The organism is Salinilacustrithrix flava, assembly GCF_041228405.1.
Lineage (GTDB): Bacteria > Actinomycetota > Acidimicrobiia > Acidimicrobiales > Salinilacustritrichaceae > Salinilacustrithrix > Salinilacustrithrix flava.
Genome location: NZ_CP133888.1, coordinates 1,340,516 through 1,360,954, shown reverse-complemented (window position 1 = coordinate 1,360,954; position 20,439 = coordinate 1,340,516). Strand labels below are relative to the sequence as shown.

Genomic DNA, 20,439 nt, shown 5'->3' with positions numbered 1-20,439 from the left:
CCATCGACTGGCTTGGAGCGGGCCTCCGAGTGGGCATGGAGCGGGCATCATGGAGCGCATCGACCTCGACGGGATGCTGGCGACGACCACGGCGCTGCGGGCGCAGCTGGGTGAGGTGCGGTTGCCCCTGGCGACCGACGCCGTCGACGACGCCCGGCGGACCGCGGACCACGTGCGCCGCCAGCTCGACGACTACGTCATCCCCCGGTTGCGGGACATCGACGCGCCGGTGCTGGCCGTGGTGGGCGGTTCGACCGGAGCGGGCAAGTCGACGCTGGTGAACAGCGTGGTCGGTGCCGAGGTCACCGTCCCCGGCGTGCTGCGACCGACGACCCGCTCGCCGGTGCTGATCCACCACCCCACGGCCGCCCGCTGGTTCGAGGACGACCGGGTGCTCGGCTCCCTCGCCCGGGCGCGGGGCACGCCGGGACAGCCGGTGGAGGGCGCCCACCAGCTGCAGCTCGTCGCATCCGATGCCGTGCCGGAGGACCTGGCCCTGCTCGACGCGCCGGACATCGACTCGGTGCTCGACCGCAACCGGGAGATCGCCCAGCACCTCCTCGACGCCGCCGACCTGTGGGTGTTCGTCACCACGGCCGCCCGCTACGCCGATGCCGTGCCGTGGGACTTCTTGCGCACGGCGTCTCGTCGTGGCGTGGGCATCGGCCTGGTGCTGAACCGGGTACCGCCCGGCGCCGGCGACGAGATCGCCCCGCACCTGGCCTCGATGCTCGCCGACGAGGGGCTCGGCGACGCCCCGCTGTTCGTGCTCGAGGAGCAGGCGCTCGCCGACGGCCGCCTGCCGACCGCGGCGGTCGCCCCGATGCGCGCCTGGCTCGACGACCTCGCCGCCGACCGGGAGGCTCGAGCCGACCTGGTCCGCCAGAGCCTCACGGGCGCGGTGGCCGACGTGTCGAACCGGACCGAGGAGGTCGCCTCGGTCGTGGAGCAGCAGCAGGCAGTCGCCGACCAGCTGTCCGGTGCGGCAGCCGATGCGTTCGCCGACGCCCACCAGCGCCTGGCCGACGACGTGCGCGACGGCACCGTCATGCGCGGCGAGGTCCTCGCCCGCTGGCAGGACCTGGTCGGCACGGGCGAGCTGCTCCGGGAGCTGCAGTCACGCATCGGCCGGCTGCGGGACCGGATCGCGGCGAGCGTCACCGGCCGGCCCCGCAACGTCGAGAAGTTCCAGGGCGCGGTCGAGAGCGGCGTCGAGACCCTGCTGCGGGAGCGGGTGGCCGAGGCCACCGACGAGGTCGTCCTCCGCTGGCGGGCGACCAGCGCCGGCACCGCGCTCCTCGACGACGCCGGCGACGAGCTGCGCCGACCCTCGACCGATCTCGGCGAGCGGGCCTCTCGCCTCGTCCGCGACTGGCAGGGCGGCCTGCTCGACCTGCTCCGCGAGGAGGGGGCCGGCAAGCGGACCACGGCCAAGATCCTCTCCTACGGCCTCAACGGCGCCGCCCTCGTCCTGATGGTCGGGGTGTTCGCCCAGACGGGTGGGCTCACCGGCGCCGAGGTCGCCATCGCCGGCGGCAGCACCGCGGTGGGGTCCACGCTGCTCGAAGCGCTCCTCGGCGACCAGGCCGTCCGCCGCCTGACCGAACGGGCCCGGGCCGACCTCGACCGCCGCACCGGCGAGCTCCTCGCCGGGGAGGCCGAGCGGTTCACCTCCCTCGTCGACGGGCATCGACCGGACACCACGACAGCCGGCACGCTGCGGGAGCTGGCGGGCGAGCTGCGCCGAGCCCTGGGCACCGACGCAGGACGGCGGCGGCGATGAGCCGGCGGGACGAGCGCCGCAGCACACGAGCCGACCGCGAGCTGCGCCAGCGGCTCGACCACCTCACCGCCGTCTCCGAGCTCGCCGCGGCGGGACCGGGGCGACTGCCCGCCGACCTCGCCGACGACGTGGCCGCCACCGTGGAGCGGGCCCAGACCCGGCTCGGCCGCGGGGCGGACCGCACGGTGGTGGCGCTGGCCGGGGCGACGGGCAGCGGGAAGTCGTCGCTGTTCAACGCGCTCGTCGGCGACGACATCTCACCGGTCGGCGTGCGCCGGCCGACGACCTCGACGGCCCGGGCGGCCGTGTTCGACGCCGACGGCGCCCTCGGGGACGGGACCGCCGACCTCCTCGAGTGGCTCCAGGTCCCGCAGCGCCACGTCGTTCCGGCCGAGCGCGCGCCCGACCTGCACGGCCTGGTCCTGCTCGACCTGCCCGACCACGACTCGGTCGAAGCCGACCACCGGGCCGAGGTCGACCGCCTCGTCGAGGTCGTCGACGCGTTCGTGTGGGTGGTCGACCCCCAGAAGTACGCCGACGCCGCGCTGCACGAGCAGTACCTGCGCCGCTTCGCCGGGCACGCCGCCGTGACCATCGTGGTCCTGAACCAGGTCGACCTCGTGCCCGAGCACGGCCGTCAGGGCATCGTCGACGACCTCGCCCGCCTGCTCGAGGCCGACGGGCTCCACCGGGTCCGCGTCGTGGCCACCTCGACCATGACCGGCGAGGGCGTGGACGCGCTCCGCCGGGAGCTGGCCGCCCGCACGGCCGAACGGCGCGCTCTCGTGGCGCGCCTCGACGCCGACGTGGACTGGCTCGCCGACCAGCTGGCCGGCCGGGTCAGCGACCGGGCGCCGGAGCCGGTCGGACGTGGCACCCGGCGCGACCTGACCCGCGCCTTCGCCGATGCCTCGGGCGCCGACGCGGTCGCCGATGCCGTCGGTGCCGCCCACCGACGCCGGGCCGCCCAGGCCGTGGGCTGGCCGCCGACCCGGTGGCTGGGCCGACTCCGCCCCGACCCGCTCCGCCGCCTCGGCCTCGACCGGCCCCCGCCCGAGCCGGGCACGACCACGGTGGGACGCACCTCGCGCGCCGCGCCGTCCACCGTCGCGGACGCCGCGCTCGGACGAGCCCTCCGCGACTTCGTGGACGACACCGCTGCCGGCCTGCCGCCGGCGTGGCAGGAGCGCGTCGGCGAGGTCGCCAACGCCCGCCGCGGGGACGTGGCCGACGCGCTCGACCGCCAGATCGGATCCGCCCGCCTCCCCACCGAGCCGGCCGGCTGGTGGCGGGCCGTCTCCGGCCTGCAGTGGCTGCTGGCCGGGATCATGGCCGTCGGCCTCGTCTGGCTCGTCGTCATCGGCGTGGTCGCCTGGTTCGGGCTCCCCGACCTGCCCGCCCCGGAGATCGGCGAGGTGCCCTGGCCGTCGGCCATGGCCATCGGCGGTGCGCTGGCCGGGTTGCTGGTGAGCGTGCTGGCCCGCGCCATCGCCGGGATCGGAGCGAGGCGACGAACGGCCGCGGCCCGGCGGATGCTCACCGACGCGGTGTCGTCGACCGCGGACGACCTCGTCGCCGACCCGGTCGACGCCGAGCTCGCGGCCCTGGCCGAGCTGCGTTCGTCCGTGCGCGAGCTGCGCTGAGACGGACCCCGGTCAGAAGCTCAGCGGCGCCACGTACAGCTTGCGCTCGCCGTTGCACGGCGGCCCGTAGTCGTAGCAACCCTTCGTCCAGGCGTGGTAGCTGATCCACCACCGGCCGTCGGTGCCTCGGGCCACGGTGCCGCCGCCCGGTCCGGCCACGTCCCCGTAGCTGGTCATGATCGGCTCGGGATGCGTCTCGCACGGCCCGAGCGGGCCGGCGCAGCGGGCGTAGCCGGTGGCGTAGGTGTCGTTGCCGACGTAGTCGCCGCCGGTGTGGAACAGGTAGTGGACGCCGCCGCGCAGCACCATCTGGGGGTTGTCGAGCGTGGTCTGCCACGGGAACCGGCTGGTGTCCTTGGCCAGCACCTCGACGTGCCCGCCGACCGGCCGCGTGCCGTCCGCGCTCAGCCGTGCCGCCCACACCTTCGAGACGGCATCGGCGCCGTGGGTGCGCCCGGCGAAGCCGTCGTTGTTCTTGAAGTGCAGCCAGGCCCGGCCGTCGGCGTCGACGAAGGGGTGCGGGTCGATCGTGCCGCCGAGGTGGTCCTGGCACACGATGGGTCCGGTCGCCCCCGTCTGGTCGACGAAGGGCCCCTCGGGCCGGTCGGCCACGGCCACGCTGAGGCACCACTCCAGCGACGACTTCGCCTGGGCCGCGTAGAACAGCACGTACCGGCCGCCGTAGCGGTGGACCGCCGGCGCCCACTGCGTGTCCGGGACCTGCCAGTCGGGGTACGAGGGCAGGGCGGTCGAGCCCCAGGTCTGCCCGGTCGTCGTGCGCCAGCCGCCGTCAGGTCGGTCGGACACGAGCACGCCGATGTGGTTCCCCCACGTGGTGCCGGTCGTGTAGGCGTACCACTGGTGCCCGAAGCGCACGATGTGGGGATCGGGTCCGTCGTCGTCCCACGTCGCCGTGGTGGGCATCGCCCCGACCGTCGGCGAGCCGGGCTGGTTCGACCCGGACGGGCAGCGGGTGTCGTCCTCGACCGCGGTGCCGACCGCGCGGTCGCCGCCGAGGATCACGAGGCGGGGGGAGCGGAGGCGGGCGATCTCGGCCTGCACCGCCGGCGGGATGCAGTTGCCCCGCACGAGCAGGACGGGGCCGCCGGCGAGGGCGGCGACCGGGCCGGCGGCGAGCGCGTCGGCTGCGGCCATGCCCGTGGCCAGGTACGCCACCGGCGCGCCACCGGCGAAGGCTCGCTCGGACACCTCCGAGGAGGTGGCGAAGCGGTTGGCGCCGGCGACCCGGGTGACGTTGCCGGCGAGGAACCGGAGCTGGTCCTCGACCGCGGGGCTCACCGTGCCCGGGCCACCGAGGATGACCACGTCGCGGATCTGGTGGTCGGCGATGTACTGCCCGGTCGCATCGGCCAACCGGTCCTTGTTCACCAGCAGGAGCGGCGCGCCCTGGCGGACGGCGGCGGGCACGCCGGCGAGGGCGTCGGGGAAGGTCTCCCCGCTGGCCACGTAGGCGGTGGTCGGGGCGGCGAAGGCGTGACGGGCCACGGCTGCGGCGGTGGCGAAGCGGTCAGGGCCCTGGACCCGGGTGACGTCGCCGCTCGTCTTGCCCTGCAGCTGGGCGAGCACGCCGTCGGAGACCGAGCCGGTGCCGCCGACGACGACGATCTCGGCGGGACGGAGGCGATCCAGCTCCGCCGCGGTGGCCGGCGGCAGCGCGGTCGGCTGGGTGAGCAGCACCGGGCCCCGCTCGACGCCGGCGGCCACGCCGGCGGCGAGGGCGTCGGGGAACTTGGCCCCGGTCACCACGTAGGCCACCGGGACCCCGGCAGCGAACCGGGAGGCGGACACCTTCGCGGCCGTCTGGTAGCGGTCGACGCCCGAGATCCGGTCGGGGTGGCCGGCGGCGGCGATGGGGGCCGGGGCCACCGTCGCCAGCAACCCGACGAACAGGGCGATGGTCGCCAGGGCGGACAGGGCGCGCGAACGGGTCACGAGGACCTCAATCGGCCGCGATGAACACGGTCTTGAGCTCGGAGAAGTGCTCGAGCGCGACGAGGCCCTGGTCACGCCCGATCCCCGACTGCTTCACCCCACCGAAGGGCGCTTCGATGTGCACCGACGACGACGTGTTGATCGACAGCATCCCGGTCTCGACGCCACGGGCGACGCGCAGGGCCCGGCCGATGTCCCGGCACCAGATGGTCCCGGACAGGCCGTGGATCGAGGCGTTGGCCAGTGCGATCGCCTCGTCCTCGGTGCGGAAGGACTGGATGCCGACCACCGGGCCGAAGATCTCCTCCCGCATGAACCGCATGCCGACGTCGGCGCGGTCGAGGACCGCCGGGGTCAGGTAGCTGCCCGGGAGGTCGGGGCGGACCCCGCCGGTGCGGAGCCGGGCGCCGTCGGCCTGGGCCGAGGCCAGGTACTCCTCGGCGATGGCGCGCTGGTCCTCGGAGATGAGGGGCCCGAGCTCGGTGTCGCCGTCGCCGGTCGGGCCGATGCGGATGGCCTCGGTGGCAGCGACGAAGCGCTCGGTGAAGTCGTCCACCACGGACTCGTGCACGAACATGCGGCTGCGGGCGCAGCAGTCCTGGCCGGTGTTGTCGAACACCGACCACAGCGACGAGGCGACGCACGCGTCGAGCTGGTCGTCGGAGAGGTCGTCGAAGACGAGGCTGGCCGACTTGCCGCCGAGCTCCAGGCCCACGCGGGTGATGTCTCGCGCCGCCAGGGCCATGATCCGGGACCCGACCTCGGTGGAGCCGGTGAAGGACACCTTGCGGACCCGGGGATCGGTCACCAGCGCCTCGCCGAGCGAACCGCCAGGGCCGGTGACGACCTGGAACGTGCCGGGTGGGAGGCCGGCGCCCTCGGCCAGCTCGGCCAGGGCGATGGCGGTGAGCGGGGTCTGCGACGCCGGCTTGGCCACGACCGCGTTGCCCATGGCGAGGGCCGGCGCCACCTTCCAGCACAGGATCAGCAGCGGGAAGTTCCACGGGACGATGGCCACGCTCGGCCCGATCGGCTCCCGGAAGGTGAGCAGCGTGCCGTCGGCGTTGCCCGGGATGGTGGAGCCGTGGATCTTGTCGACGGCGCCCGCGTAGAACTCGAACACCTCGGCGGCGGCGCCGACCTCGCCGCGCGCCGCGCTGATCGGCTTGCCGGCCTGGGCCGACTCGAGCCGGGCCAGGTGCTCGGCGTTGACCCGGATGAGGCGGGCCACCTCGCGGAGCACGTCGCGCCGGACCCGCACGTTGGACCGGGACCAGTCGGCGTGGGCGTCCAGGGTCCGGGTGAGGACGGCATCGACGTCGTCGGGGCCGAGCTCGGGCACCCGGTCGACGACGGCGCCGGTGGAGGGGTCGAGCACGTCGCGCACGGGCGGGAACCGTACCGGCTGGCTAGGTTGGCAACGCCTGTAACCAAGTTCTCCCGGGGGAAGCCGTGTCCGACACCGCCAAGAAGAAGAAGATCGTCACCGTGCTCGAGCCCGAGGACGAGTACACCCACGAGCCCGACGCGGCCGAGAACTACAACGAGTCGATGTACCTCAACGCGTTCGACGCGGCCCAGGAGGTCGGCGGCTGGTTCCGCCTCGGCAACCGGGTCAACGAGGGCTACGCCGAGATGACCGTGTGCGTGTACCTGCCGGCCAAGGACGGGAAGCGTCGGGTCGCCTTCGTCTACGGGCGTCCCCAGATCGACACCAACGACAAGATGGAGGCCGGCGGCCTGTCCATCGAGGTGGTCGAGCCGTTCGAGCACCTCAAGGTCCGCTACGAGGGCAAGGTGTGCCTGCTCGACGAGCCCGGCCAGATGGCCGACCCCCGCACGGCGTTCAAGGAGAACCCGTGGGTGGAGTGCGAGGTCGACCTCGACTACCGCGGCGTGTCCCCGATGTACGGCGGCAAGCCCCAGTACGAGGACGGCACCGAGCTCGAGGTGGAGGCCGAGAAGTCCTTCGCCAAGGCCCACTACGAGCAGCACTGCGCGGTCACCGGAACGATCCGGGTCGGCGAGGAGACCATCGACATGGACGGCCTGGGCCTGCGGGACAAGTCGTGGGGCCCCCGCTACTGGCAGGCTCTGTCCTGGTACCGGTGGCTGCCCATGACGTTCTCGAAGGACTTCGCCATGATGATCTCGATCGTCGGCGGCAAGCCCGGCGGCATGGTCCTCGAGGGCGGCGAGTACCACCTCATCCGGGACTGCACCATCGAGTCCGACTGGGACGAGGACACGTACCAGACGGCCATGCGCTGCTCGGTCACCACCGACCACGACACCTACGAGGTCAACGGCGAGGTCATCTCCCTGATCCCGCTGCGCAACCGGCGCCAGGACCCCGACGGCAACGAGCTGTTCACCCGCATCACCGAGGCCATGACCCGCTTCGAGTGCCGCGGCGAGAAGGGCATCGGCATGAGCGAGTACCTCGACCAGATCGTCGACGGCGTGCCCATCGGCGACGACGTCCGCTGAACCTGTTCGCACCCCCGTCCGTGACCACATCCGGTCATCTCCGGGGGTGCGAAGGTCAGCTCCCGGCGTTGAGGGCGGCGCTGATCGGGCGCAGGGCCTCGAACACGGCCTCGAACTGGGGCTGGTGCCGGGCGTAGACGTCGTGGTGGGCAGCGATGGGGTGCAGGGTCCCGCCGCTGCTCGCCAGGCGTGACAGGTCGTCGCGGTCGAGGTCCCCGTGGCGGTGCAGGGCGAGGAGCGCGGTGGCCCGGGCGATGGCGACCTCGGGCCGGTCGGGCACGAGCACCGGCCGGTCGAGCACGTCGGCCACGATCTGGGCCCAGCCGGCGGAGCGAGCCGCACCGCCGACGAACACGAGCTCCCGCACCGGCTCGCCGGTGAGCGCCTCGGCATGCGGCAGCAGCCAGGCGAGGTTGTGGGCGACGCCCTCGCACGTGGCCCGCACCAGCTCGTTGCGGCCGGTCTCGAGGCTCATGTTCACGTAGCCGCCCCGCATGTGCTGGTCGTTCGCCGGCGCCATGGAGCCGCGCAACCACGGCAGGAACAGCACGCCGCCGCTGCCCGCCGGCACCCGGTCGAGCACCTCGTCGAGGGTGTCGAAGCCGCCGGTGTGCACCACGTTGTCCAGCACGTGCTCGAGGGGCTTGCCGCCGAGGCCGTTCTCGGCGAAGACCAGGTAGCGGTCGGTGAACGGGCCGGGGCACGACAGCACCTCGTGGTCGAGGTCCACCTCCTTGGTGGCGATGGCGTCGACCAGCACGCTCGTGGTGCCGATGCTCAGCCCGGCCCGACCGTCGCGGTAGGCGTCGGTGGCGATCGAGCCGGCCTGGGTGTCGTTCACGCCGGCGTGGACGATCGCGGTGGCAGGGATGCCGAGGGAGTCGGCCACCTCGGGTCGCACCGGTCCGATGGGCTCGTCCATGGGCAGCAGCGGCGGGAGCCTCGAGGCGTCGACGCCCGACCAGCCCAGCAGCACGTCGTCGTAGGTCGTCTGCCCGAGGGCCCGGTTGTCGACCAGCTGGCTCATGAACTGCGTCGCCTGGTTGCCGGCCAACCGGCCGGTGAGCCGGGCGTTGATGTGGTCCATCGGCTCCAGGTACGCCGCGGTCCGGGCGTGCACGTCGGGGCAGTCGTGCTGGAGGTGGAGCACGTGGCCGAGGCTGAGGCCCCCTCCGACCGGCGGGATGCCGTGGCGCTCGATGAACCCCATGAACGCGTCCTCGTGCTCGCGGAGGATGGCGAAGCTGCGCTCGGTGCCCCGCCGGTCCGACCACAGCCGCATCGGCGCGACGGGACGACCGTCGGCATCGACCGGGACGATCGAGGAGTACTGGCTGTCGACGCCGACGGCCACGATCTCGCTCGCCGCTCCCGGCGCGGCGGCCACGCACGCACCCACGGCGTCGACCACCGCCCGCCACTGGGCGTCGGCATCGAGCTCGGCCCGCTCGCCCTCGACGTCGGCGACCAGGTTGCGGCTCGCCGTGGCGTGCACGGTGCCGTCGAGGCCGACGATGGCCGCCTTGACGTTCGTGGTGCCGACGTCGATCCCCAGAGCCGTGGTCACGACCGACATCCAACCCGAAAATCTCGTCTGCGGGTCACACCTGTGGTGACCAGCAGACGACAGATCACTGCTTGGGCCCGACCACCACGGTCTTCTGGTTGACGAACTCCCGGATGCCCAGGTGGCTCAGCTCCCGGCCGTAGCCGGAGTCCTTGATGCCGCCGAAGGGCAGGCGGGGGTCGGACGCGACGAAGTCGTTGACGAAGCAGCAGCCAGCGGCCAGCTCCTCCGCGGCGATGCGCTCGCCTCGCTCGAGGTCCGCGGTGAACACCGCGGCGCCCAGCCCGAAGGACGTGTCGTTGGCGAGCTCGATGGCGTGGGCCTCGTCGCGGGCTCGCAGCACGGCGGCGACCGGGCCGAAGGTCTCCTCCGCGCCGGCAGCCATGTCGGTGGTGACGCCGGTGAGCACGGTGGCCGGGTACCAGGCCCCGTCGCGGTCGGGGACCTCACCACCGAGCACCAGCTCGGCGCCGGCGTCGACCGTGCGCCGCACCTGGTCGTGCAGCTCGTCGCGCAGCGACTCCTGGGCCTGCGGCCCGATCGTGGAGTCCTCGTCGGTGGGGTCCCCCATGACCGCGGCCGCCATCTCGGCGACGAAGGCATCGACGAACGCGTCGTGGACCTCGTCGACGACGATGAAGCGCTTGGCCGCGATGCAGGACTGGCCCGAGTTGATGAGCCGGCTCGTCGCGCACGTCTTCGCTGCCGCCTCGATGTCCGCGTCGGCCAGCACGACGTAGGGGTCGCTGCCACCGAGCTCCAGCACCGTCTTCTTCAGGAGGCGACCGGCGGTCTCGGCGACGGCCGACCCGGCCGGCACGCTGCCGGTGAGGGTCGCGGCGCGCACGAGCGGGTGCTCGAGCACCGCCTCGACGTGCCGCGAGGGGATCACGAGCGTGCGGAACAGGCCCTCGGGTGCGCCGCCCTCACGGAACAGGTCCTCGATGGCGAGCGCGCAGCCGGTGACGTTCGACGCGTGCTTCAGCAGCCCGGCGTTGCCGGCCATGATCGCCGGGGCGGCGAAGCGGAAGACCTGCCAGAGCGGGAAGTTCCACGGCATGACGGCGAGCACGACCCCGAGGGGGTCGTGGTGGATGTAGCTGCGCTGGCGGTCGGCGTCGAGGGGGATGTCGGCGAGGTGCTCGGCGCCGTGGTCGGCGTAGTAGCGGCAGGCCCACGCGCACTTCTCCACCTCGCTGCGCCCGGCGGCCAGCGGCTTGCCCATCTCCGCGGCCATGAGCCCGGCCAGGTCGTCGGCCCGGGCGTCGAGGGCGTCGGCGGTGGCCCGCAGCACCGCGGCGCGCTCGTCGAACGAGGTGCGGCGCCAGGACCGGTGCTGGGCGTGGGCCTGCTCGACGAAGTCGGTCACCTGCGCGGCGGTGTGCTCGTCGTAGGTGGCGATCTGCTCGCCGGTGGCCGGGTTCGTGCTCGTCGGCATGGTCTCCCCTACCCGGGGAGGCCCTGGTGCTTGTCCATCATGCCGGCCATCACGCTGCGGATGAAGTCGTCGGCCTCGTCGGTCATGCCGCCGGCGACCCCGCCGTAGACGGCCGCCGACTTGGGCGTCTCGTCCGCGTGCTCGAGCGCGTACGCGACCGCTTCGTCGAGGTCGGCGGCGAAGGACTCGACCACGCCGGGCTGGGTCTGGGGGCGCGTGACCGCCATGTGGATGGCGTTGGGGTACTGCTGGCCGTTGAAGCGCCACCCACGGAGCCGCATGAAGTCGTTCACGTGGTAGATGTCGAAGTGCCCACCGCCTTCAGGGCAGTTGGTGAAGGCGAACAGGAACGTGGCGTCGCCGAGGATGCGCAGCTCGGGGTGGGACCGCACCGCCTCCTGCATGGCGAAGCTGGTCTCGAAGATCTGCTTCGCATAGGCCCGGTAGCCGCTGCGGCCCAGGCTCACCATCGAGGCCCACGTGGCGGCGAGCAGGCCGCCGGATCGGGAGCCGTCCATGCCCGGCGAGCAGTACTTGCCGCCCGTCCAGTCGGTGCGGAAGAAGTACTGGCTGTTGCGCACCTCCTTGTCCCGGAACAGCAGCGTCGACGTGCCCTTCAGGCCGTAGCCGTACTTGTGGGTGTCGGCCGAGATGGTGGTGACGCCGGGCAGGCGGAAGTCGAAGGTCGGGATCTGGTCGTAGCCGAGCTCTTGGCCGAAGGGGAGGATGAAGCCTCCGAGGCAGCCGTCGACGTGGAGGCCCACGCCCCGCTCCACCGCCAGGTCGGACAGCGCCGGGATCGGGTCGATGGTGCCGTAGCCGTAGTTGCAGGCCGAGCCGACGATGGCGATCGTGTTCTCGTCGATCTGGTCGGCCACGACCTCGGGGCGCACGGTCGTGGTGTCGGGATCCACGGGCACGTTGCGGGACTCGATGCCGAACAGGTGGCAGCCCTTGTCGAAGGCCGGATGGCTGGTCTCGGGCTTGACGATGTTCGGGTTGGTGATGCCGCGCTCGGCGCGGGCGTGGTCCCGGTAGGCGAGCAGGGCGTGCATGATCGAGCCCGACCCGCCGGAGGTGACCATGCCGGCGATGTCGTGGCCCCGTTCGGCGGCCGCCTCGCCGTGCATGAGGTCGAGGGCCATGGCGATGACCTCGCCCTCGAACCGGGTGGCGCTCGGGCACATGTCGCGCTGGAGGATGTTCATGTGGCCGAAGAGGCCGAACACCTCGTTCATGAAGCCGTAGTGGTCGTGGTCGCCGCAGTACATCGACCCCGAGCACTTGCCGGTCTCCCACGCGGCGTCCTCGGACGCGGCGAGGGACCGCAGCTCGTCGAGGATCTCCTCGCGGCTGCGGCCCTCGTCAGGGAGCGTTCGGTTGACGGGGAACCGGTCGGCGTAGGGGTACAGCGAGCTCATGGCCGCGGACCGTACCCCGGCCGGGACCCCCGCCCACTCAGAAGCGCAGGATGGCGCCCAGGGGGCCGTTCGGGCTGTTGGGTCCGTGCTCGGGGACGATCATGACGGCGGCGCCGCCCACGAGCGCCGACTGGATGACGGCGTCGGTGAGCCGGGCGTCGGCGACGTCCTCGAGGCCGAGATCGGTGATGCCGGCGGCGTCGAACGCGACCTGCATCGGATCCTCCATGGCGATGTGGACCCGCTCGTCGGAGTCACCCGAGACCAGCAGGGTCTCCACCGCACCCTGGCGGAGGGCGGCGAGCACGTCGGAGACGTCGTCGGCGGCCCCCTCGTTGCGCCCGCGGAGCTCGCCGAAGCGCTCGAGCACCTCGACCAGCTCGCGGCCGACCCGATCGTGCACGAGGGTCATGGCCCGGTCGAACACGACGGCATCGGACTCGTCGTCGAAGGGCTGGTGGTCGTCGAGCACGAGGTGGTCGGCGAAGCGCTCGGGCAGGTGCTCGGCCACGAGCTGCACGGCCCGGCCGTCGCCGGTGACGACGACGAGCTCGGCGTCGATGGCGTCGGCCTCGGTCACGACGGCCTCGGCGATCTCCTTCGCGTTCTGGTCCCACGTGTGCTCGGCGCGGTTCTGGAAGCGACGCTGGCTCCAACCACCGGCCTGGACCTTGGTGACGTGCTCGTCGTCGCCGACGACCTCGGTGTCGCGCTGGATCTCCCCGCGCTCGACCCGGGCGATCTGGGCGCCGACGCGGTCGCAGCGCACGACGACGTGAGGGCGGTTGACGAAGCGCTCGCGCACGAAGGGCACGTAGCGGGGCAGGGCCTCGATCTGGAGGACCTCGTCGTCGGTGTCGACCTCCAGCAGCGTCGTGAGCAGGACGCCGTCGCGGTCGGCGACGATGCCGAGGCCGTCCTCACCGGTGTGAGACCGGACCGCGGCTTCCACCGCGTCGACGACGGCCGCCGGGAGGCCGGCGTCCTCGAGCTGCTTGCGTGCTTCCTTGGACCGGATGTCGAGCCGAGACTGCACGTCGCCCTCGAAGCCCGGACCGGCGGCGACGATGGTGGCAACCGGGGTTCCCCGGCGCTCGAGCAGCTCGGTCAGCAGCGGGTCGGCAGAGGTGGTCGGCGACACGGGGACTCCTTGGTCGTGGGGTGGGGGACGCCGCCTCCGTACCCGGTGCTGCAGCTGCCCACCACGCGCGCGCCTACGCCGGCTGCGCCGCCCGCCAGGCGTCGTAGGAGGGCGGTGGCGGGTCGTCGCCGGGGTGGAACGAAGGCTGCACGTACCTGGCGATCTCCTGTCCGAAGCGGATCAGGAGGCGGCCGCCCATGCCGACCAGGCGCGGGTTCGGCAGCCGCACGCCGGGGCGGAGCCGGCCCCGGGCCAGGTCCGCCGCTGCGAAGAGCGCGACACCGACCCCGGGCACCACCACGAGCAGCGTGCTGCCCAGCGCGAGCCCGGCCAACCGGAGGACCAGGTCGTCGTCGACCTCGGCGAGCACGTCGAACGCCACGCTGCGGTGCTCCAGCTCCTCGGCGCCGTGCCAGCGGAGCAGCTCGCCCATGCCCTCGGGGAGCACCCCGTCCAGGTCCTCGTCGAGGAACGCTCGTCCGAACGCGGCGGTGTAGTGCTCGAGCGCCGCGGTCGTGGCCAGGCGCAGGGTCCTCGGCGCGTGCGCCTCCGCGACGCGTCGGAAGCCGGTGATGAGCCGTGCGTAGAGCTCGACCGGGACGCCGTGGGCCCGCAGCTGGTCCCAGACCGCGGTGTGCAGCCGGGCGTGGACGGCCTCCTGGCCGATGAACGCGGCGACGGTCCGGCGGAGCTCGGGATCGTCGAGGTCGTCGCGGAAGGGGCGCACCGCGTCGATGAAGAACTGCTCCCCCAGTGGGATGAAGACGTGGCCGGCGTTGCCGAACCAGGTGCCGAGGCTGCTGCCGCCCACCCAGCGCCGGGGCAGGTCGTCGAGGTCGAACGTCGGTCGTCGGACGGTGATGGTCGCCACGCCCCCATCCTGTCCGCTTCCGCCCGGTTCGCACCGAACCCGCAGGTCCGGAAGACTGCGGGCCCGTCCCCTCGGGTAGTGGCGTCGGCATGGTCACGAGCGCCTGGCCGCTGGCGTGGAGCATCGCGGCGATCCTCATCGGCGGCGTCATGCTGCTCACCGCCGGCGTGCGCCTCACGCGCGTCGCCGACACCCTCGCCGACCGCACCGGTCTCGGCGAGGCCATCGCCGGCGCCGTGCTCCTCGGCGCGGTGACGTCGCTGCCCGGTCTGGTCACGACGGTGGTCGGTGCTGCCAGCGGTGAGGCCGGCTTCGCGGTCAGCAACGCCGTCGGCGGCATCGCGGCCCAGACGACGTTCCTCGCCCTCGCCGACCTCGTCTACCGCCGGGTGAACCTCGAGCACGCCGCGGCCTCCATCCCCAACCTCACCCAGGCGCTCATCCTCGTCAGCCTCATCGGTCTGGTGCTGGGCGGCACCGGCAGCCCCGACATCACGGTGTTCGCCGTGCACCCCGTCACCATCATCCTGGTGGCCGTCTACGCCTACGGCCTGGTGCTCACCAACCGGGCCCACGAGCACCCCATGTGGCAGCCACGACAGACCCGGGACACCGTCGAGGACGTCGCCGAGCCACCGAGCGACCGCTCGAACCGCCGGGTCTGGACCGAGTTCGTCGGTCTCGCCGCCGTCGTGGCCGTCGTCGGTTGGATCATCGGCACCGCCGGCCTCTCGATCGCCGAACGCACGGGGATGTCCGGGTCGCTCGTGGGGGCCACGTTCACCGGGGTGACGACGTCGCTGCCCGAGCTGGTCACCGTGATCACCGCCGTCCGCATCGGCGCCGTGACGCTGGCCGTCGGCGACATCATCGGCGGCAACACCTTCGACGTCCTCTTCATCGCTGCGGCCGACATCGCCTTCCGGGACGGGTCGATCTACCACGCCGCCGATCCGCAGGCGCTGTTCCTCATGTCGGTGACGGTGGTGCTCACCGCCACGCTGGCCGCCGGCATGGTCGGGCGCGAGGAGCGCCACATCGGCTTCGAGGGGGTGGCGATCCTGGTGTTCTACGCCCTCGGTCTCGCGTCCCTCGTCGCCATCGGCTGACCCGCCCCGTCAGAGGTAGCGGCCGAGGAAGTGGACCATCTCCCGGGCGGTGGCCCGCCCGTAGAGGGGCTCGGCGTCGAAGGCGTGGGGCTGCTCGGCGTAGATGTGCAGGTCGACCGGGACGCCGTGTGCGTGGAGCGCCTCGTACATCCGGAAGCTGGCGGCGACCGGCACGACGTCGTCCCCGCTGCCGTGGATGAGCTTGGTCGGCGGGAACGACGGGGAGGCGAGCAGCAGGGGGCTGACCTCGCGCTCGAGCTCGAGGGAGCCGCCGTCGTCGGCGATGGCGATCAGCGGGACCGATCCATCGACGTGCTCACCGAACACCAGGTGGGTGGGCGGGTACACGGCGATGCAGGCGCCGAGCTGCAGCGACTCGTCGGCGGCCAGCAGCAGGGCCAGGTGGGCGCCGGCGGAGTTGCCCTCCACCGCGATGCGGGTCGGATCGATGCCGAGCTGGTCGGCGTGGTCCCGCATCCACTGGAGGGCGGCGCGCACGTCGTCGATCTGGGCCGGCCACGGCGACTCCGGGACGAGCCGGTACTCGGGCGCGACGCACACGTAGCCCTCCCGCCCGATGAGCACGCCGTAGCCCCGCAGCTGGGTGCGGTCGCCCTGGCGCCAGCCCCCGCCGTGGATCAGCAGCACCCCGGGGAGCGGACCGTCGTGGTCCTCGGGCCGGTAGACGTCGCAGCGCAGCTCGCGCCCGTCACCACCTGCCTGCCCGTAGACCACACCCTCGTCGATCGTCACCCGTCCGGCCATGGCCGGGCAGTCTCGCGCCCGGCGGGTCAGCGCGGCTTGGACTGCAGGACACCGGCCGCCTCGAGCGCGTCGACGCGCTCGTCGTCCCAGCCGAGCAGGCCGGTCAGGACCGTGCGGTTGTGCTCGCCGAGCAGCGGGGCCGGGGTGTCCAGCTGCGGGCGCTCGCCGTCGAAGGCGAACGGGAAGCCGGGGATGGTGACGGGCCCGGCGATCGGGTCGTCCACGGAGCGGATCATGCCCCGGTCCACGAGGTGGGGCTGGTCGGCGAAGTCCGCCGGCGACAGCACCTTGGAGCACGGCACGCGGTGGGCATCGAGGGCGGCGATGACCTCGTCGTCGGTGTCGAAGCCGGCCATCCACGCCTCGATGATCTCGGTGAGCTCGTCGCGGTTGGCCAGCCGACCGTCGTTGTTCCGGAACCGGTCGTCGTCGCCGTACTCCGGGTGCCCGAGTGCGTCCCAGAGCCCCTGGATCTGGCCCTGGGTGCAGAACACCACGATCCAACCCTCCGGCCCGACGAACGTCCCGCCCGGCGACGACGGCTGGTAGTGCCGGCCGGCCCGCATCGGGACGTACTCGCCGTCGGTGATCGACGGGGCATAGATCGACGTCTCGTGCAGGTGGACGAGGGAGTCCACCATCGACGCGTCGATGTGGGTCCCGCGGCCCGTCATCGTGCGGCGGAGCAGCGCCCAGCCGATGGCCGCGAACGCATGGACGCCGGCGACGGTGTCGGCCAGGCCGATGCCGACGAAGGTGGGCGGTCCATCGGGGTCGCCCGTCATGTGCATGACGCCCCCGTAGGCCTGGGCCACGAAGTCGAACGCCGGCTTGTCCCGCAGCGGACCGGTCTGGCCGAACCCCGAGACCGAGCACATCACCAGGCCAGGGTTGGTGGCGGACAGCTCCTCGTAGCCCCAGCCCTTGCGGTCCATCACCCCGGGGCTGAAGTTCTCCACGACGACGTCGACCTGATCGGCCAGCTCCCGCACGATCGATCGGGCTTCATCGGTGGACAGGTCGAGGCAGATGCTCTGCTTGCCCCGGTGCTGCTGCACGAAGAAGCCGGCGCGCCGGTTGCGCCGGGGCGTGAAGGCGCGGCTCGGGTCGCCGTAGGGGGCGGCCTCGACCTTGATGACCTCGGCGCCCATCTCGGCGAGCAGCCGGGTGCAGGCCGGGCCGGCCAGGTACTGGGTGAGGTCGAGGACCCGGATGCCGTCGTGCACGGCGGCGGACCGTACCCCCGCGCGACGAGGCGACTGCCAGAACGGAAGGGGGCTACTCCGGCGTCACGTAGGCGGAGGTGATGCCGCCGTCGACGGTGAACGTGGCGCCGGTCATGTACGAGGAGTCGTCCGTGGCCAGGAACAGCGCTGCCTTGGCCATCTCCTCGGCTTCCCCGAAGCGGCCCATCGGCACGTGCACCAGCCGACGCTGCTTCTTCTCGTCGGTGTCGAGGAAGTCCATGAGGAGCTTCGTGCGCAGCGGGCCGGGGCACAGGGCGTTGACCCGGATGCCCTCGCGGGCGTGGAGCACGGCCAGCTCCCGGGTCATCGACAGCACGGCGCCCTTGGATGCGGTGTAGGCCAGCTGCGGGGTGGCGGCGCCCATGAGGGCGACGAAGGATGCGGTGTTGATGATCGAGCCGCCGCCGGCGTCGCGCATGGCCGGGATGCCGTACTTGCAGCCGAGCCAGACGCCCTTGACGTTGATGGCCAGCGTCTGGTCCCAGACGTCCTCGGTGGTGGTCTCGGCGTCACCGTCGTCGGCGAGCATCACGCCGGCGTTGTTGAACAGCACGTCGAGGCGGCCGAACTCCTCGACCGTGCGCTCGACCATCTCCCGCATCTGGTCCTCGGCCGACACGTCGACGGTGAGGGCCAGGCCCCGGCCACCCGCGGCGGTGATCTCGTTCACGACGGCGTTGGCCCCGTGGTGGTCGCGGTCGACGCAGACGACCGTGGCGCCCTCGCCGGCGAACAGCCGGGCCGCGTGGGCGCCGATGCCGCTCGCCGCACCGGTGACGATGGCGACCTTCCACTGGAGCTTCATCCGGTCAGGATGCCACCCCGACGCTGAACATCGGCGCGGACGAATCACGTCCCGCTGCTGTCCGATCTGACGGCTCCGCCGTCACAGGGCCCGTGACATGGGTCGCCTCGCCTGCCGGCTCGGCTCCTGCTCAGCCGTCGGCGGACCGCGCGACCAGCGCGTCGAAGAGGCGCTGCTGGGTCGGATCGCCCGCCGCGGTGAGCTCGGGATGCCACTGGACGACGGCGAGCCACGGGTGGGTGTCGTGCTCGAGCGCCTCGACGGTGCCGTCGGGGGCGCGGGCCACGACGCGCAAGCCGTCGCCGACGCGGTCGACAGCCTGGTGGTGCCAGCTCATGGGCGTCACCCGGGCGGCGCCCATGACCTCGGCGATCAGCGAACCCGGCTCGACCTCGATCTCGTGCGGCGTCGGTCCCGGCATCCCGCGCAGCGCCTCGGGCTCCTTGCGGTGGACCACGGTGCCGTCGACGACGTCGGGGAGGTGGACGTGCAAGGTCCCACCGAGGGCGACGTTCACGACCTGGGAGCCACGGCAGATCGCCAGCGTCGGCGTGCCCCGCTCGAGGACGAGGTGGGCCAGCGCCAGCTCGCTCTCGTCACGGTCGGGGTCGAGGGCGTACACGGTCTCGTGCGCCCCACCCCCGTGGCGGGCCGGATCGATGTCACCGCCCCCCGCGAGGAGCAGCCCGTCGAGGCGGTCGAGCAACCCGGCCGGGTCCGCCACGCCGGGTGGGACGAGGACCGGCTCGCCCCCGGCCCGACGGACGGCGTCGACGTAGGGCCGGGGGAGCTCGTAGCGGTCGCCCGGGTTCGGCGGATAGGTGGTGAGGCCGATGAGCGGACGGGGCACGGTCAGATCCGTTCGAAGTACCGCCGGCGCTCCCAGTCGGTGACGGCGGCGTCGTACTGGGCGACCTCGGTGTGGAAGAAGTGGACGTAGTGGTCGACGACGTCGTCCCCGAAGGCGCGCCGGGCGAAGTCGGATCCGTCGAACGCGGCGACGGCCTCGGCGAGGGTGCGCGGCATCGGGGGCAGGTCGTCGGTGGCGTAGGCGTCGCCGTCGAGCGCGTCCGGGGGCTCGGTGCCCTGCTCGATGCCGTCGAGGCCACTGGCGAGGGCGGCGGCATAGGCGAGGTACGGGTTCACGTCCGCGCCGGGGATCCGGCACTCGATGCGCTTGGCCGGCCCCTCCCCCACGATCCGGAACCCTGCGGTCCGGTTGTCGGGGGACCAGGCGAGCGCGGTCGGCGCCCACGACTGGTCCTGGTAGCGCTTGTAGCTGTTGATGGTGGGGGCGAAGCACACCATCAGCTCCGCGGCGTGGGCGAGCCACCCGCCGAGGAAGTGGCGGAACGTCTCGTCGCTGGCGAACACGTTCACGTTGCCTCGCCACAGCGACAGGTGCAGGTGCGAGGAGGAGCCGGCCTCGGTGCTGTCGGGCTTGGCCATGAACGTGATCGACGCCCCGAGCTGGTCGGCGATCTCCTTGCACGCGTGCTTGAGCAGGACGTGGCGGTCGGCCATGCCGGCGACGTCGCAGTAGGCGATGTTCAGCTCGTGCTGGCCCCGGCCCCACTCCCCCTTCGTCGACTCCACCGGGATGCCCGAGGCCGCGAGGTGGCGGCGGAAGGGGCCGTTCAGGTCCTCGGTCCGGCTGGCCTGGAGCAGGTGGTAGTCCTCGATGTACCAGCCGGCGGGGTGCAGGTCCCGGTGGTCGCGGGCGGCGGCGTCGGTGAAGGAGTCGCGGTAGAGGTAGTACTCGAGCTCGCTGGCGGCCTTGGCGGTGTAGCCGTGCTCGTCGGCGCGGGCGACCTGGGCGGCGAGCACGCTGCGGGGCGCGACGCGCACCGGATCGTGGCCGAGCGCCGCGTCGCACAGCACGAGGGCGGTTCGGTCGAGCCAGGAGCAGCGGCGCAGGGTGGCCAGGTCGGGCACCAGGTGCACGTCGCCGTAGCCCTTGGCCCAGCTGGCGAAGCCGTAGCCCTCGATCGGCTCCATCTCCATGTCGACGGTGAAGAGGTAGTCGCAGGCGTGGGTTCCGTGCGCCGGGTCCTCGAGGAAGAACCGGGCGTCGAGGCGCTTGCCCATGAGCCGCCCGTACAGGTCGGGGAAGGCGCAGATGACGGTGTCGATCGTGCCGGCCCCCACGGCAGCTCGCAGATCGTCGACGGACAGGAGGCCGGGCGTCACGCCGGCAGTCGACCAC

Annotated in this window: 16 protein-coding genes; 4 read left to right on the top strand and 12 right to left on the bottom strand. The window is 72.8% G+C overall.

Going from position 1 to position 20,439, the window contains the following annotated elements; all coding sequences use genetic code 11:
* The first annotated feature begins 49 nt into the window (after window positions 1-49).
* Both RGQ06_RS06810 and RGQ06_RS06805 read left to right on the top strand, forming a co-directional pair.
* Window positions 50-1,783, top strand: coding sequence for a dynamin family protein (locus RGQ06_RS06810; RefSeq protein WP_432427319.1), 1,734 nt, complete (start codon window positions 50-52; stop codon window positions 1,781-1,783).
* Entirely contained in the window at window positions 1,780-3,426 is a 1,647-nt protein-coding gene (locus RGQ06_RS06805) for a GTPase (protein ID WP_432427320.1), read from the top strand. The genes RGQ06_RS06810 and RGQ06_RS06805 overlap by 4 nt, the downstream gene beginning before the upstream one ends.
* A gap of 12 nt (window positions 3,427-3,438) precedes the next feature.
* On the opposite strand, the gene RGQ06_RS06800 is transcribed toward RGQ06_RS06805, so the two are convergent.
* Window positions 3,439-5,379, bottom strand: a complete 1,941-nt coding sequence (locus tag RGQ06_RS06800; protein ID WP_432427321.1) for a cell wall-binding repeat-containing protein — start codon at window positions 5,377-5,379, stop codon at window positions 3,439-3,441.
* 7 nt (window positions 5,380-5,386) lie between these two features.
* The gene (locus tag RGQ06_RS06795) at window positions 5,387-6,766 is read right to left on the bottom strand and encodes an aldehyde dehydrogenase family protein (protein ID WP_432427322.1); all 1,380 of its coding nucleotides are present in this window, start codon (window positions 6,764-6,766) and stop codon (window positions 5,387-5,389) included.
* A 65-nt stretch (window positions 6,767-6,831) separates the two neighbouring features.
* Between RGQ06_RS06795 and RGQ06_RS06790 the strand changes: the two genes are divergently transcribed.
* Window positions 6,832-7,869 carry a DUF7064 domain-containing protein gene (locus RGQ06_RS06790; protein WP_432427323.1) on the top strand — a complete coding sequence of 346 codons (1,038 nt, stop codon included), beginning with the start codon at window positions 6,832-6,834 and terminating at the stop codon, window positions 7,867-7,869.
* Window positions 7,870-7,924: 55 nt separating this feature from the next.
* Here the strand turns inward: RGQ06_RS06790 and RGQ06_RS06785 are convergent, their stop codons facing one another.
* The 5 genes from RGQ06_RS06785 to RGQ06_RS06765 form a co-directional block, all read right to left on the bottom strand.
* Window positions 7,925-9,436, bottom strand: a complete 1,512-nt coding sequence (locus tag RGQ06_RS06785) for a xylulokinase (RefSeq protein WP_432427324.1) — start codon at window positions 9,434-9,436, stop codon at window positions 7,925-7,927.
* A 64-nt stretch (window positions 9,437-9,500) separates the two neighbouring features.
* Window positions 9,501-10,874: an NAD-dependent succinate-semialdehyde dehydrogenase gene (locus tag RGQ06_RS06780; protein WP_432427325.1), complete on the bottom strand. Its 1,374-nt coding sequence runs from the start codon at window positions 10,872-10,874 to the stop codon at window positions 9,501-9,503.
* Between the two features lie 8 nt (window positions 10,875-10,882).
* Entirely contained in the window at window positions 10,883-12,295 is a 1,413-nt protein-coding gene (locus RGQ06_RS06775; RefSeq protein ID WP_432427326.1) for a pyridoxal phosphate-dependent decarboxylase family protein, read from the bottom strand.
* A 37-nt stretch (window positions 12,296-12,332) separates the two neighbouring features.
* Window positions 12,333-13,436, bottom strand: a complete 1,104-nt coding sequence (locus RGQ06_RS06770) for a Vms1/Ankzf1 family peptidyl-tRNA hydrolase (RefSeq protein ID WP_432427327.1) — start codon at window positions 13,434-13,436, stop codon at window positions 12,333-12,335.
* Between the two features lie 73 nt (window positions 13,437-13,509).
* Window positions 13,510-14,307 (bottom strand): metal-dependent hydrolase, encoded by a 798-nt coding sequence (locus RGQ06_RS06765; RefSeq protein WP_432427328.1) that lies wholly within the window; start codon window positions 14,305-14,307, stop codon window positions 13,510-13,512.
* 89 nt (window positions 14,308-14,396) lie between these two features.
* Between RGQ06_RS06765 and RGQ06_RS06760 the strand changes: the two genes are divergently transcribed.
* Window positions 14,397-15,416 (top strand): sodium:calcium antiporter, encoded by a 1,020-nt coding sequence (locus RGQ06_RS06760; RefSeq protein ID WP_432427329.1) that lies wholly within the window; start codon window positions 14,397-14,399, stop codon window positions 15,414-15,416.
* 9 nt (window positions 15,417-15,425) lie between these two features.
* Here the strand turns inward: RGQ06_RS06760 and RGQ06_RS06755 are convergent, their stop codons facing one another.
* The 5 genes from RGQ06_RS06755 to RGQ06_RS06735 all read right to left on the bottom strand — a co-directional run bounded on the left by RGQ06_RS06755 (window position 15,426) and on the right by RGQ06_RS06735 (window position 20,423).
* Entirely contained in the window at window positions 15,426-16,181 is a 756-nt protein-coding gene (locus RGQ06_RS06755) for an alpha/beta hydrolase (protein ID WP_432427330.1), read from the bottom strand.
* Window positions 16,182-16,207: 26 nt separating this feature from the next.
* Entirely contained in the window at window positions 16,208-17,407 is a 1,200-nt protein-coding gene (locus RGQ06_RS06750) for a CaiB/BaiF CoA transferase family protein (RefSeq protein ID WP_432427331.1), read from the bottom strand.
* Between the two features lie 52 nt (window positions 17,408-17,459).
* Complete coding sequence (locus tag RGQ06_RS06745) at window positions 17,460-18,233, bottom strand: glucose 1-dehydrogenase (RefSeq protein ID WP_432427332.1); 774 nt, start codon at window positions 18,231-18,233, stop codon at window positions 17,460-17,462.
* A 130-nt stretch (window positions 18,234-18,363) separates the two neighbouring features.
* Window positions 18,364-19,083 carry a gamma-glutamyl-gamma-aminobutyrate hydrolase family protein gene (locus RGQ06_RS06740; RefSeq protein WP_432427333.1) on the bottom strand — a complete coding sequence of 240 codons (720 nt, stop codon included), beginning with the start codon at window positions 19,081-19,083 and terminating at the stop codon, window positions 18,364-18,366.
* Between the two features lie 2 nt (window positions 19,084-19,085).
* Window positions 19,086-20,423, bottom strand: coding sequence for a glutamine synthetase family protein (locus RGQ06_RS06735; RefSeq protein WP_432427334.1), 1,338 nt, complete (start codon window positions 20,421-20,423; stop codon window positions 19,086-19,088).
* Window positions 20,424-20,439: the final 16 nt, after the last annotated feature.

Bases quoted from the DNA above. Each gene is read 5' to 3' on its own strand.
- RGQ06_RS06745 (WP_432427332.1), bottom strand. From the start codon at position 18,233: ATGAAGCTCCAGTGGAAGGTCGCCATCGTCACCGGTGCGGCGAGCGGC.
- RGQ06_RS06810 (WP_432427319.1), top strand. From the start codon at position 50: ATGGAGCGCATCGACCTCGACGGGATGCTGGCGACGACCACGGCGCTG.
- RGQ06_RS06780 (WP_432427325.1), bottom strand. From the start codon at position 10,874: ATGCCGACGAGCACGAACCCGGCCACCGGCGAGCAGATCGCCACCTAC.
- RGQ06_RS06760 (WP_432427329.1), top strand. From the start codon at position 14,397: ATGGTCACGAGCGCCTGGCCGCTGGCGTGGAGCATCGCGGCGATCCTC.
- RGQ06_RS06805 (WP_432427320.1), top strand. From the start codon at position 1,780: ATGAGCCGGCGGGACGAGCGCCGCAGCACACGAGCCGACCGCGAGCTG.
- RGQ06_RS06775 (WP_432427326.1), bottom strand. From the start codon at position 12,295: ATGAGCTCGCTGTACCCCTACGCCGACCGGTTCCCCGTCAACCGAACG.
- RGQ06_RS06755 (WP_432427330.1), bottom strand. From the start codon at position 16,181: ATGGCCGGACGGGTGACGATCGACGAGGGTGTGGTCTACGGGCAGGCA.